This window comes from Parabacteroides sp. 52 (assembly GCF_010500925.1).
Taxonomy (GTDB): domain Bacteria; phylum Bacteroidota; class Bacteroidia; order Bacteroidales; family Tannerellaceae; genus QVMG01.
Genome location: NZ_QVMG01000001.1, coordinates 509,257 through 522,449 on the forward strand (window position 1 = coordinate 509,257; position 13,193 = coordinate 522,449).

The 13,193-nt window shown below is 41.2% G+C and carries 11 protein-coding genes; 5 read left to right on the top strand and 6 right to left on the bottom strand.

Annotated features, from left to right (window positions below; genetic code table 11):
- Positions 1-177: 177 nt before the first annotated feature.
- Both D0T51_RS02050 and D0T51_RS02055 read right to left on the bottom strand, forming a co-directional pair.
- Positions 178-552: a DUF3244 domain-containing protein gene (locus tag D0T51_RS02050; protein WP_163724385.1), complete on the bottom strand. Its 375-nt coding sequence runs from the start codon at positions 550-552 to the stop codon at positions 178-180.
- Positions 553-679: 127 nt separating this feature from the next.
- A complete protein-coding gene (locus tag D0T51_RS02055; RefSeq protein WP_163724388.1) occupies positions 680-2,089 on the bottom strand; it encodes a tetratricopeptide repeat protein in 1,410 nt (469 codons plus the stop codon).
- 18 nt (positions 2,090-2,107) lie between these two features.
- On the opposite strand from D0T51_RS02055, the gene D0T51_RS02060 reads away from it, so the two are divergent.
- Together D0T51_RS02060 and D0T51_RS02065 are read left to right on the top strand one after the other, a co-directional pair.
- Positions 2,108-2,308 carry a hypothetical protein gene (locus D0T51_RS02060; protein ID WP_163724391.1) on the top strand — a complete coding sequence of 67 codons (201 nt, stop codon included), beginning with the start codon at positions 2,108-2,110 and terminating at the stop codon, positions 2,306-2,308.
- A gap of 82 nt (positions 2,309-2,390) precedes the next feature.
- Positions 2,391-2,588, top strand: coding sequence for a hypothetical protein (locus D0T51_RS02065; protein ID WP_163724394.1), 198 nt, complete (start codon positions 2,391-2,393; stop codon positions 2,586-2,588).
- A gap of 170 nt (positions 2,589-2,758) precedes the next feature.
- Here D0T51_RS02065 and D0T51_RS02070 read toward each other — a convergent pair whose 3' ends face one another.
- The gene (locus D0T51_RS02070) at positions 2,759-3,460 is read right to left on the bottom strand and encodes a Crp/Fnr family transcriptional regulator (protein ID WP_163724397.1); all 702 of its coding nucleotides are present in this window, start codon (positions 3,458-3,460) and stop codon (positions 2,759-2,761) included.
- A gap of 151 nt (positions 3,461-3,611) precedes the next feature.
- On the opposite strand from D0T51_RS02070, the gene D0T51_RS02075 reads away from it, so the two are divergent.
- Positions 3,612-5,801 (top strand): DUF5686 family protein, encoded by a 2,190-nt coding sequence (locus tag D0T51_RS02075; RefSeq protein WP_163724399.1) that lies wholly within the window; start codon positions 3,612-3,614, stop codon positions 5,799-5,801.
- Here D0T51_RS02075 and D0T51_RS02080 read toward each other — a convergent pair.
- Genes D0T51_RS02080 through D0T51_RS02090 form a run of 3 tightly spaced genes read right to left on the bottom strand, consistent with a single transcriptional unit; the run spans position 5,782 to position 8,900 of the window.
- The gene (locus tag D0T51_RS02080) at positions 5,782-6,651 is read right to left on the bottom strand and encodes an N-acetylmuramoyl-L-alanine amidase-like domain-containing protein (RefSeq protein WP_163724402.1); all 870 of its coding nucleotides are present in this window, start codon (positions 6,649-6,651) and stop codon (positions 5,782-5,784) included. The two genes, D0T51_RS02075 and D0T51_RS02080, sit on opposite strands and share 20 nt — an antisense overlap.
- 26 nt (positions 6,652-6,677) lie before the next feature.
- Complete coding sequence (gene uvrB / locus D0T51_RS02085) at positions 6,678-8,699, bottom strand: excinuclease ABC subunit UvrB (RefSeq protein ID WP_163724404.1); 2,022 nt, start codon at positions 8,697-8,699, stop codon at positions 6,678-6,680.
- 3 nt (positions 8,700-8,702) lie between these two features.
- Positions 8,703-8,900, bottom strand: coding sequence for a PspC domain-containing protein (locus D0T51_RS02090; RefSeq protein WP_163724407.1), 198 nt, complete (start codon positions 8,898-8,900; stop codon positions 8,703-8,705).
- A gap of 241 nt (positions 8,901-9,141) precedes the next feature.
- Here D0T51_RS02090 and D0T51_RS02095 point away from each other — a divergent pair, with 241 nt between their 5' ends.
- Together D0T51_RS02095 and D0T51_RS02100 are read left to right on the top strand one after the other, a co-directional pair.
- The gene (locus D0T51_RS02095) at positions 9,142-9,693 is read left to right on the top strand and encodes a DUF3332 domain-containing protein (RefSeq protein ID WP_163724410.1); all 552 of its coding nucleotides are present in this window, start codon (positions 9,142-9,144) and stop codon (positions 9,691-9,693) included.
- 111 nt (positions 9,694-9,804) lie between these two features.
- Positions 9,805-13,188, top strand: coding sequence for a glycoside hydrolase family 2 TIM barrel-domain containing protein (locus D0T51_RS02100; RefSeq protein WP_163724413.1), 3,384 nt, complete (start codon positions 9,805-9,807; stop codon positions 13,186-13,188).
- The last annotated feature ends 5 nt before the right edge of the window (positions 13,189-13,193 follow it).

A 13,193-nucleotide genomic window follows, 5' to 3' on the forward strand; every position in this document is an offset into this window, starting at 1 on the left:
TTATTTATCTGAAATACGTTACCCAACCTCTATTTTCTTTAACTTCATTACTTTTTACAGAGTATACAAAAGAAAAGTTGTTATACATCTATATTGAAACAACAGCATAAACAGCTCAAACGATAAGGATTAAGGAAGAAAAAACGAGCTGTTTATGGCTATTGTTTGTACTATATCTTATTCTATCTCAAAAGGGCCGGATAATTTTCCCAAAGCATGGGAAATAATAATTGTATATGTTCCCTTATCTAGGCTAACAGGTAGTACATAGGAATATTGTCTGCTACAAGCGGATATACAATCACTAAAAATCGTATTTCCTTCTACATCCTGAATAGTGACAGTCAGATTAAATAGCAGATTCGGAAAATTGACTGACAGTTGGTTATTTTCTAAATATACTTCAGGGGGAGTCGAAGAGAAAGAACGTATATCCTTTTCATTCCACTGACCTGTTACTGGTATTTTATCCGCTAAAACAGATTGATTGGTAAATAAACTAATAAATAAGATGAATAAAAAAAGAGATAGAGTTTTTGTTTTCTTTATCATGACAATTTAGATTTAAATAGATACACTTTGTTATACCTGCAAACCTAATCAATTAGATAAAAAAACAAGAAAAAAAGAAGACCTTCGTATTAACAACAACATTAACAGGTTCGTAAACTTCTGTCTTTTAACAAAGTGCACTAACTACACTTTTAAGATCCGGAAGGGATATTCCTCGTTTTTTCATCTTTTCATACAACCTTTTTTGTCGCATACCTATATTGGCTGCAGATTCAGAGGTTAGTTTACTTATATCCGTTTGTATAATATCAGCTTTCATATAATAGCAAAGCTCTATCTCCTTGGGGGTGATTTTAGGAATGATATTTTTTATCTTTTTTCGAAACTCCGGGTATATTTTATCGATGGTTTGAATAAGTTTTTCTTTATGCTCTTCTGTTATCTCTCCTAATCGATTATTGGAGTGATACAAATTATAAATATCGCTTTTATGAAATATTTGATTCAATTTCTCCCTCTCTTCTTTTTCCTGATCTAATTGTTGATTATTGTGTTCCAATATTTGCATTTCTATTGACAACAGTTCTGCTTCAGTACCTTTGGAAGTGATGAGTTCTTTTTCCAATTCTTTGATTCGCTTTTCGTTGGTTTCTTTTCGCAACTGGCTATCTTCTAAGGAATGAAGTAGATTCTTATATTGTATTATCCACTTTTTTTGTCTGCGATGAAGGTAAATGAAAAAGAAAGAACAAAGAAAAAGTATCCATAGCGTAGAAAGTACCAATATGTAAATTTTCCTCTGGTTCGCTATATGTTTTAGTTTATATAAATCGGCTTCTTGTTCAACCCATTTATAATTGTAAAGATGTTGCATACGACGGATGGATTCCGCATGATTTTGATTCGTAATTGTATCACGCAATTCGTCATATTTATCATTTAACAAAAGCATCTCTTCATATTGATATTTTCTGCGTGCAATTTTTGCTAAATAAAAGTACGAAGCCGCCTCTGTATTTACTATGTGACTTCTTTTGCTCTCATTTAAATAATACATTGCTGAATCAACCTTACCTATTTGAGTGAAATATTCGCCTAAGGTTAAACAAGCTGGAAAATAATCCATCGAATCTACAGAAAGAGATAGAGCTTGTTGTAGAAAAATGTAGGCTGTATCATATTTCTCTACTTCTGTATAATTGCTCCCCAATTCCAACAAAATGGACGGACTGCTATAGGCATTTGCATAATTCAATGCTTCTTTATAATATCGAATAGACAATTCTATACTATCTAATTGCCTGTAGACACGTCCTATATTCCTAAGAGAAAAAGATCGATAGACAGAGTCTCCCAACACTTCGATATGAGACAGAGCCTGTTTGAAATGAGGAATGGCTAATTCATACGCTTCTTGTTTGCAATAAAGCATTCCCAATGTATTACAAATGCGTAATAAAACAGCCGTATTATCGGAGTTTTTTCCATATTCTAAGGCTTTAAGATAGTAATTTTGCGCTTGCAAAGCATCCCCTACATCCTGCAATATCCGACCATAATAATAATACGCCATCATCAACCGTTCCGGATTTTCATGTTTGAGGTAATAATCAACAGCTATCCGGATAACCGAATCGGTCGTATGTTCCTTATAGTTTCTATCCTGGGCTTGTGTAAGCAAGAGGCACCAGTCGGCATGTTGGCGGGAAGACAGTCGTTGGGATTCAATATCCTGCTCCAATATCCGGAGGGCACTGTCGGGATGTGTATACATAAACCTTTCTGCCCGGTCTAACAGTGCCTGGGTTGGAACATGATCCGTACAAGAGATGAATGAAAAAATAAAGAAAATGACGATTAAGAAAGAAAAATGAGTTATGCGCATTGTGGTTTATGTTTATGAGAACAAATATATCATTTTATTTCAATCGCGTCTATTCATTGGCAGGAAGGATGGAAAGGAGAAATATACGGGATGGTCCCAGATCACGGGATATGCGGATTTCCAAACAAGGATTATTCTGTTGCCGATGGGCATCGGCAACATTGCCGATGCGCTTCGGCAATATTGCTGAACAGCTTCGTCAATATTGCCGATGCCCATCGGCAATAGAATTTCCCCGGTAAAAAATACAGGATCACGCCGAGATTCTCCCCTATCCATATCCTCTTATAGTGTCAATCACAAAAAGAGGGAACCTTCTATTGAAAGCTCCCTCTTCTCGTATTGTTCTTTTTTTGAAGTTTATCCCATTTTACTGATCTTTTTCAATCGTTCCTCGTCAATCAATTTAATCTTGCGACCATCTAAGGCAATGATATGTTCGGCCACAAAGGTGGATAATGTACGGATCGCATTGGAGGTGGTCATATTGGACAAATTGGCTAAATCCTCACGTGCCAGGTAAATACTCAGCGTAGCCCCATCCTCTTCCAGTCCATAACTATCTTTGAGGAATAATAAAGATTCGGCCAAACGTCCCCGGATATGTTTTTGTGTCAGATTCACCGTGCGTTCATCTGCCACGCCCAAGTCTACGGAGAGTTGGCGAATAAAGAACATGGCCAGATGCGGATTACCCATTAATAGTTCTGTGACAACAGCCATCGGTATCAAGCAAACAACAGAGGCTTCAAACGCGGAGGCATTCGTCAGATAATTTTCCTGTGCAAAATTCGCCCGGTATCCAAAATACTGTACAGGTTTGATCATCCGGATGATCTGGCTTCTGCCTCCTACCCCTTCTTTAAATATTTTCACCTTGCCTTTTAATAAGCACATCATGTCCTTTGGTTCGTCGCCCTCGCAATAGATCAACTCGTTCCGTTTGAATTGCTGGATCGTCGAATTCTCTCGGAGAACTTCCCGCTCTTTGTCGTTAAGAACTCTCCATACTTCTGATAAACTAGCCGAAATATCGACTTCTATATGTTGCTGTTTTACCACGACTGTTATATAACATACTTATGAAGCACAAATATACAATATATCTTTCAATTCCAGCAGGCATTTTTGCGGAATTATTAAAAGAGTACTACACATTTAACGCATTTGCGGAGCAAATTTTGTATTTTTGTATACAAAGACCGTTTCACTCTTGAACAAGATAAATTGTATTATATTATTCCTGTTGATCGCCATAAGTTCCGCCGCCAAAACGTCAGTATCTTATGAGGATATATCTTTGGTCTTTACACAGCCCACAGAAGAATCCCGCTCCCAGGCAGATTCTATCATGCGATACGTAATGGAGAATGCCTCCTTATACGCCGATGCCATATCCCGTTATAAAGCCGATGTATACATCAAAGGAGAAACGGAGATCATAAAAAGTAACCGCTTGATTCTCTTTGCCCACCATCTGTTTCCGGTCGACAGGCACAAAAAAAATATAATCTTTGAAATTATGAGTGAGTCGGAATATGATGCTCCGAATATATACAAGCACAATTTAAAAGCCATTCATGGCAATACGATTCCGAACGAAAAAAAGCAACAGGAGATTCTTTCTTTTCTCAATTTCAATATATACTCCCCTACGGTATACGACGAATCCATCCTAACGCCTGTAGGAGAGAAAGCGACTCGTTTTTATACGTTTAACCTGGAGGCAATAGAGGAGGTGGGAGAAAGCAGGATCTTTAAGATCCGTTTCCTGCCGAAACAAGTAAGCCAAAGACTGCTAAGTGGAGATTTATATATCAAAGAAGACGAATGGAGAATTGAAAAAATCCATGTCGTGGGTCGCGTAGACTTTGCGGCATTTGATATGCATATGGAGCTGGGGCATGCATACGGTCAGCTTATTCTGCCCAACAAAGTCGACCTACACCTGTGTTACAATGTATTGGGCAACAGAGTTGAATCGACATACCATTCATCCTTTCATTACAAAGAGGTGGAATGGACAGAAAAGAAAGAAAAAGTCAAAGGAGCCAAACGGGAATGGAAACCTTTGGATCTGACGCATTATTATAGCCTGTCAACAGACCCTGTTCTTCATACGCAAGATACTGCCTTTTGGAATAGAACAAGAGACATTCCATTGACTGAAAAGGAAAAGAGAATATATGAAATCCATTACCCCACACGGAAAAAAGGAGAGAAGGATACTACCGAGACGATAGATTACCTGAAGTTAACCGAACAACTCACCAGCAATATAAACTACACCTCCCCCTCCACGCGTATCCGGTATTCGGGCATTCTGAATCCCCTGCAATTGGGGTATTCATCGCGAAACGGGATAACGTATAAACAACGCTTGCGTATAACCAAAACATTTAAAAACGAGAAACAACTAACGATCAAGCCGGAGATTGGTTTTGTCTTCAAACGCAAAGAGATATTCTATAAATTACAGACGGAATGGAATTATAAACCGGAAAAAAAAGGGACAGTGCAGCTCTTATTGGCCAATGATAATCAGACCTACTCCTCGCGGATGATGCAAGATATCAATGCACATTTACAAGATTCATCTTTTAACTTTGATGCATTAAACCTGAAGTATTACAAACATCATTATGTAGACTTACACAACTGCATCGAGATATCGAATGGATTACAATTCGGAAGCAGTGTGGCTTTCCACCGTCGTAGCCCCGTGAAGCCTCAGACACAGGTTGATCCCGGAGAGGAAATTGAGGATTTAATAACCGAAACCTTTTATGATTTTACTCCGGCTATCTATTTCACCTATACCCCCCGCCAATTTTACCGGATGAATGGAAAGAGAAAAGAATATGTCTATTCCTATTATCCGACAATATCCATTGAAATTGCCCAAGGCATACCCAATATCCTTCAAAGTTCCGGAAATTATGGGCGTGTGGAAGGAGACATACACCAGAGCCTGAACTTAGGACTCACCCAACGCTTCAATTACCACTTGAGCGGAGGTTTCTACACACGCAAGAAATCACTCTATTTTGCGGAGTTCCGGTACTTCGCCCGTCGTAACTTCCCCGAATCATGGGATGAGAGAATAGGCGGTGTTTTTCATACCTTAAAAAGGGAATGGTTCAACGCCTCAGACAAGTATGTACAGGCTCATCTGATGTACGAAAGCCCGTTTATTCTTATGCAATTATTGAATAAAAATGCGTCCCGTTATGTATTATCCGAACGGTGTTATCTGGGGCAGTTGTGGACACCGGCACTTCCCTGTTATACGGAGGTAGGGTATGGTTTGGGTAATCAGGTATTCAATATTGCCTTATTCGCCGGATTCAATAAAGGCAAGTACGACAATATAGGGCTTCGGTTTACTTTTGAGATAGAGTAGAGAGAGGCAGGCGCAAGAGCATAATTCCTTTATTCGATTGTATACGTTGGGTATACTCGATTAACGACTCTTCATTCACGATCACCTTTCGGGCTACAGAAGAAGCATGCATAAAAGTAAGTTTATCCCCCTCTCTGTAAATAATGCCGACATGAGAAAGATCCAATCCATCTATTGTAGTCACAAAACCGACAATATCCGCCTTTTGTATGGAATCGGCCAACGCCTCTATCCTGTCTTTCGGAATAAAATAATAGGTACGCCGACTGATCTCTTTTTCTATCCGGGCCATTCTCTCAACTTTATCGGGAGCATTCTTCAAGGGGCGATAACTTCCCGGATGGGTTGACATAAAAGAAAGCCGCAAGGGCAAAACCTCCCCTCCCACTTCCTTTGTAACATCTCGAAAAATGCCTCGTCTTTCATTCTCATACATCCAGTCGGTCGTATAATGCAGACGATCGGTATAATCCGTAATACGTCCTTGGCGGTAACGTAATTGTTGCAAGTGAAAGCAGAACCGTTCAAAAGAAGGATATTCTTCCTGCAATGTCCGGGTCAGGCTGATGACGTTCTCCACGAAAGTAATACAATCCATTTCCCGCAGGTTGACAACCAACTCCTCCGGCTCCTTTTCCAAGGTAGAGGCCACATAAGGAGTTCCCAGAAAGAAACGAGCTGTCTCCAGAAGCAAATCGGCCGTAGGTAGTGCCTTTTTCGATTCCATTGCCAACAGATAACGCTCAAAAAGGATACGATCTTCTTCCTTATAGGCAACCGCATGTGCTTTTCCACAAAAAAAGGAAAGGAAGAGAAGAAAAGGGAGAAAGATATACAGCTTTAGATACATAGAGAATCGTTTATTATAAACCGTTTTTATTCCTTTGTCTTTAACAGATCCTGCAACTTGATCAATTCATCGCGGTATTGGGCGGCCTCTATAAATTCCAGTTTCTTGGCTGCTTCCGTCATCAACTTCTTCGTACGGTCTATAGCCTTTTCAAGCTGTGTACGATTCATATACTGAACCACCGGATCGGCTACCAGGCTGGCTTCCGGCTCCACGTAGGCATTGGCCTCGAGAATAGAAGATTGCTTTTCTCCCAATAGAGAAACACTGGTCTTAACGATTTGTTTCGGTGTAATCCCATGTAATTCATTGTAAGCCAACTGCTTTTCACGCCGCCTATTGGTTTCCTCTATGGTCAGTCGCATACTCTCTGTGATTTTATCGGCATAGAATATGACCTTGCCATGAATATTACGCGCGGCACGACCGGCCGTCTGTGTCAATGAACGGTGGGAACGCAAGAATCCTTCCTTATCCGCATCCAGAATAGCCACCAGAGAGACCTCCGGTAAATCAAGTCCCTCACGTAATAAGTTTACTCCGATCAAGACATCGAATAAACCTTTTCGCAGATCATCCATAATTTTTACCCGGTCTAACGTATCCACATCACTGTGTATATAATTACACCGGATTCCCATACGGGTCAGATAAGAAGTAAGCTCCTCGGCCATACGCTTGGTCAAGGTGGTCACCAACACCCGTTCATTCAATGCCGTACGTTGGGTGATCTCTTCCATCAAATCATCTATCTGATTCAAGCTCGGACGTACATCGATAATAGGATCCAAAAGGCCGGTAGGGCGGATCAGCTGATCGACCACAACCCCTTCACTTTTTATCAACTCATAATCTGCCGGTGTAGCACTCACATAAATAGCCAGATGCGTCAACGACTCAAACTCGTCAAAGGTAAGCGGGCGGTTGTCCATCGCAGCCTGCAGACGGAAACCATATTCGACCAGGTTCTTTTTGCGGGAATAATCTCCGCCGTACATCGCACGTATTTGTGGAATCGTCACGTGGCTTTCGTCCACGACCAAGAGAAAGTCATCCGGGAAATAATCCAACAGACAGTATGGGCGTTCCCCGGCAGCCCGTCCATCAAAGTAACGGGAATAATTCTCTATGCCGGAACAATGCCCCAGTTCCCGGATCATCTCCAGATCGAATGTCACCCGCTCATAAAGCCGCTTGGCTTCAAAAGGTTTACCTATCTGCTTGAAATACTCCACCTGGGTACCCAGATCGACATCAATCTGCCCGATGGCCGAATGCAAACGATCCTGTGTGGTGACAAAGAGATTGGTAGGATAAATATTTAACTCCTCCTGCTCATCGATTTCCTGCCCGGTCACCGGGTTAAACGAAGATATACGTTCTATCTCATCACCCCAAAACTCAATGCGATAAGCCAGCCCATCAAACGATTCTATGGCCGGAAAAATGTCTACCGTATCGCCATTCACCCGGAAAGTACCACTGTGGAAATCTATTTTATTATTCGTATATAAGGCATCTACAAAACGACGCAACAGGACGTCGCGGTTGATGACCATGCCTCTTTTAAGAAAAGTCACCCTCTCGGCAAAGGCCGTCGGGTCAGCCATACCATACAAACAAGAAACAGAAGAAATGACTATCACGTCTTTTCTTCCCGACAACAGGGAGGCCGTAGCACGTAAACGAAGTTTATCAATCTCTTCATTTATTGCCAAGTCTTTTTCTATATAGGTATCCGAGGTAGGTAGGTAAGCTTCCGGTTGGTAATAATCGTAATAAGAAACGAAATATTCTACGGCGTTATGGGGGAAGAAAGACTTAAATTCACTGTATAACTGTGCCGCCAAGGTCTTATTATGGCTCAAAATCAATGTGGGCCTTTGGATTTCCTTTATGACATTGGCTATGGTAAAAGTCTTCCCGGAACCGGTTACCCCTAACAGCGTTTGAAAAGGAACCCCTGAACGGATTCCTTCTGTTAATGCAGCGATGGCTTCCGGTTGATCTCCGGTGGGACTAAAAGAAGAAGTTAACTCAAACCCCATTCTTTACACATTCTCCTCTTTGGGCATCACAAGCCAGAGGATAAAATAAACGATGACCCCGGCAAATGCAGTAAAAAAGCTCAATAACACATAAGCGACGCGTACAAGAGTCTTATCCAGGTTAAAATAGTTGGCAATACCTGCACAAACACCTGCAATCATTTTATCACTCGAACGCTTCAGACTTTTTTTCTCTTCCATAATTTCTCTTTTGTTTAACTTGATTATACGCACAAAGTTACTTATTACTTATGAAATTTACAAATAGCACAACTTGCTCCTATGTCGAAGACAAGCGCAAACAATTCAATCATAAAACAAAAAATAATCTGCCAATATGAAAAATAATCCCCCTTTTTTCATCTCTTTTTTGACGCTTCTCTATCTGCAATCTGTAAAAAGTTTCTATCTTCGCTGCCTATAACATTTTTAAATTAATAGTATGAAGAGAAAAAGTTTAAGCGTATTGGTTGCAGCAACTGTTGCTAGCAGTGTTCTATTCTCGTCTTGTATTGGCTCTTTCAGCCTGTCAAACAAATTATTAGATTGGAACAGAAATATCGATAGCAAGTTTATCAATGAATTGGTATTTATCGCATTCTGGATCGTACCTGTTTATGAAATCGCTGCTGTTGCAGATGTATTAGTACTTAACTCTATTGAATTCTGGAGTGGTAACAATCCGGTAGCAGATGCAGGTACAGTGAAAACAATAAACACTGAAAAAGGTATTTATACTGTGGAAACAAAAGCAGACGGATACCACATCGAAAAAGAAGGTGAAAAAGCAATCGACCTTGTTTTTGACAAATCAGATAAAAGCTGGAGCGTTGAAGCAGATGGAGAAAGCAATAAATTACTTCGTTTCGAAGATGAGGATAAAGTAGTTATGTTTTTACCTGACGGTCAGGAAATGGCAGTTGAATTAAACCAGGCTGGCGTCTTGGCATTCAAACAAGTAGTAAATAATTATACATTCTACGCAGCTCGTTAATGAGTCGCAAAGAAAGATAAAAAGCAAATCGATACATCATCGGTTTGCTTTTCACTTTCTGTTTTTAAGAAGGAAAACACCTTAAACAGATAAAACTAATTTAAAATACATATGAGACACTCCATTTTTAAAAGCATACTTTCCGGTATGTTGTCTTTTTCTCTCCTGGGTACTGTTGTCGCAGATAACAAATCACCCGAGAAACTCCCGTATTGGCAAGACATACAAACTGTTGCCGTAAACAAAGAAGCACCTCGTTCTTCTTTCATGACCTATGGCGATCGCCAAACGGCTCTTACTGCACGATTCGAAAAGAGTCCATACTACTCTCTATTGAATGGTACCTGGAAATTCTATTTTGCAGACTCTTACAAAGATGTGCCGCAGAACATCACGGATCCTTCTGTTAACACCTCTTCCTGGCACGACATAAAGGTTCCCGGAAACTGGGAAGTACAAGGACACGGAATCGCTATTTACACTAACCATGGTTATGAATTCAAAGCCCGTAACCCGGAACCTCCCCTATTACCCGAAGCAAACCCTGTGGGTGTTTACCGCAGAGACATTGAAGTACCGGCCGATTGGGAGGGACGAGACATCTACCTGCACATTGCTGGAGCCAAATCTGGTTTGTATGTCTATTTGAATGGAAAAGAAGTCGGATACAGCGAAGACTCCAAAAACCCGGCTGAGTTCCTGATCAATTCGTATCTTCAACCGGGCAAAAATGTCTTAACGCTCAAAATATTCCGTTGGAGTACCGGTTCCTACCTGGAATGTCAAGACTTCTGGAGAATCAGCGGGATAGAAAGAGATGTATTCCTTTGGTCACAACCCAAAACCAGCGTGCAGGACTTCCGTGTGATATCAACGCTGGATGACAGTTATACAAACGGGATCTTCAACCTGGCTATCGATTTAAAAAATAAAACGAAAGAAACCCAATCTCTTACCGTCGGATATGAATTATTGGATAGTAAAGGTAATGTGGTTGCTTCGGAAGAAGACAAAGTATTTGTCAGTCCTTCCAACCTGCACACCGCTTCTTTCAATGCCAACTTCAAAGACGTGGCCAAGTGGAGCGCCGAATACCCGAACTTGTATAAGTTGCTTATGACAGTCAAAGATGCTGAAGGCAAGGTTCTGGAAGTGATTCCTTACAACGTAGGTTTCCGTCGTATCGAGATCAAGGCAATTGACCAATTGGCTGAAAACGGTAAACCTTATACAGTATTATTATTCAACGGTCAACCGATCAAGTTCAAAGGAGTCAATATTCACGAGCACAACCCGGAAACAGGTCATTATATGACAGAAGAATTGATGCGCCGTGACTTTGAGATCATGAAACAAAACAACCTCAATGCCGTTCGTCTGTCTCACTACACACAAGACCGTAAGTTCTACGAATTATGCGACGAATATGGTTTATATGTATACGACGAGGCCAACATCGAATCGCACGGTATGTATTACAACTTACGCAAAGGTGGAAGCTTAGGTAATAATCCGGAATGGCTGACTCCGCATATGGATCGTATCATGAATATGTACGAGCGTAACAAGAACTATCCTTCTGTTACCATCTGGTCGTTAGGTAACGAAGCAGGTAACGGATACAATTTCTATCAGGCTTATCTTTGGCTGAAAGAAAAAGACAAAGGTTTGATGAAACGCCCGGTAAACTATGAACGTGCCCTTTGGGAATGGAATACAGATATGTATGTTCCTCAATACCCTAGTGCGAAATGGTTGGAACAAATCGGCCGTGAAGGAAGCGATCGCCCGATCTGTCCGTCTGAATATTCTCATGCTATGGGTAATTCATCCGGTAACCTTTGGGATCAATGGCAGGCTATTTATAAATATCCAAACCTGCAAGGTGGATTTATCTGGGACTGGGTCGACCAAGGTATCCTCGAAGTCGATAAAAACGGTCGTCCGTATTGGACATACGGTGGCGATTATGGCGTGGATCAACCCAGCGACGGGAACTTCCTTTGCAATGGGTTAATCAATCCTGACCGGACACCACACCCTTCCATGGCAGAAGTTAAATATGCCCATCAAAACATCTGGTTCGAACCGATCGATCTTGCCACTGGACGTTTCCAGGCAATCAACCGTTTCTACTTCACAAACAGTAAGAAATACGCTATTTCCTACGCTATCAAAGAAAACGGTAAAACCATAAGAAGCGGAAAAGTGACACTGGATATAGAGCCACAAGCTTCTAAAGAATTCAATGTTCCGGTATCCGGTCTGAGTCCGAAAGCAGGTGTTGAATATTTCATCAACTTCAGCGTAAAGACTTTGCAGGCTGAATCGTTGATTCCTGCCGGACACGAAATTGCTTATGAACAATTCCGCTTACCTGTTGAAGCGAATAAGAAAACATATAAGACAAGCGGTCCTAAACTGACAGTATCTACAAATGGAGACGACCTGGCCGTTTCTTCTTCTAAGGTAAACTTTACATTCAACAAGAAGACCGGTTTGGTAACTTCTTACAAAGTGGATGGCACGGAATATTTTGATGAAGCATTCGGTGTTCAACCGAACTTCTGGCGTGCTCCAACGGATAACGATTATGGTAATGGTGCACCCAAGCGTCTGCAGATTTGGAAACAAAGCAGCAAAAACTTCAACGTAACAGATGCAACCGTACAGATGGAAGGGGAAACAGCCCTGGTAAATATCAATTATCTGTTACCTGCCGGTAACCTATACATTGTAAATTACAAGGTATACCCGAGTGGTATCGTAAACGTATCAGCCAAGTTTACTTCTTCTGATATGGAAGAAACCAAAATGGAAGTATCCGAAGCCACCCGTATGGCCACATTCTCTCCCGGTAGCGAAGCGGCTCGTAAAGAATCTTCTACACTTGAAGTGCCTCGTATCGGTGTGCGTTTCCGCCTACCTGTATCCATGGATAATGTACAATACTTCGGACGTGGACCGGAAGAAAACTACTGGGATCGCAAAGCAGGTACGTTGATCGGACAATATAAAACGACAGCAGAAAATATGTATTTCCCGTATGTACGCCCACAAGAAAACGGTCATCACACAGACACCCGTTGGGTAGCGCTGACAAGCGGTAAAGGAAAAGGTTTATTAATTGCTGCAGAAGACCTGATCGAATTTAATGCCTTACGTAATAGCATTGAAGATTTTGATTCGGAAGAAGCGACTACACGTCCTTACCAATGGAATAATTTCAGTCCGAAAGAAATAGCGGAAAGAGACGAAGCCAAGGCGAAGAACGTATTACGCCGTCAACATCATATCAATGATATCACTGCTCGCAACTTCGTAGAGGTATGTGTAGATTACAAACAAACCGGGGTAGCTGGATACAATAGCTGGGGTGCTCGTCCGGAAGCGGATTACCGCCTGCAGGCAAACCAGGAATACAACTTTGGTTTCACACTTATCCCTATCAATAACGAAGGAAGTATAAACAGTAAGATCGGTTACGATTATTAATAACC

Excerpts from the sequence above, each read along its gene's own strand:
- D0T51_RS02100 (WP_163724413.1), top strand. The coding sequence starts at position 9,805 with ATGAGACACTCCATTTTTAAAAGCATACTTTCCGGTATGTTGTCTTTT.
- D0T51_RS02090 (WP_163724407.1), bottom strand. The coding sequence starts at position 8,900 with ATGGAAGAGAAAAAAAGTCTGAAGCGTTCGAGTGATAAAATGATTGCA.
- D0T51_RS02055 (WP_163724388.1), bottom strand. The coding sequence starts at position 2,089 with ATGATGGCGTATTATTATTATGGTCGGATATTGCAGGATGTAGGGGAT.
- D0T51_RS02095 (WP_163724410.1), top strand. The coding sequence starts at position 9,142 with ATGAAGAGAAAAAGTTTAAGCGTATTGGTTGCAGCAACTGTTGCTAGC.
- uvrB (WP_163724404.1), bottom strand. The coding sequence starts at position 8,699 with ATGGGGTTTGAGTTAACTTCTTCTTTTAGTCCCACCGGAGATCAACCG.
- D0T51_RS02060 (WP_163724391.1), top strand. The coding sequence starts at position 2,108 with ATGTTTGAGGTAATAATCAACAGCTATCCGGATAACCGAATCGGTCGT.
- D0T51_RS02065 (WP_163724394.1), top strand. The coding sequence starts at position 2,391 with ATGCGCATTGTGGTTTATGTTTATGAGAACAAATATATCATTTTATTT.
- D0T51_RS02050 (WP_163724385.1), bottom strand. The coding sequence starts at position 552 with ATGATAAAGAAAACAAAAACTCTATCTCTTTTTTTATTCATCTTATTT.
- D0T51_RS02080 (WP_163724402.1), bottom strand. The coding sequence starts at position 6,651 with ATGTATCTAAAGCTGTATATCTTTCTCCCTTTTCTTCTCTTCCTTTCC.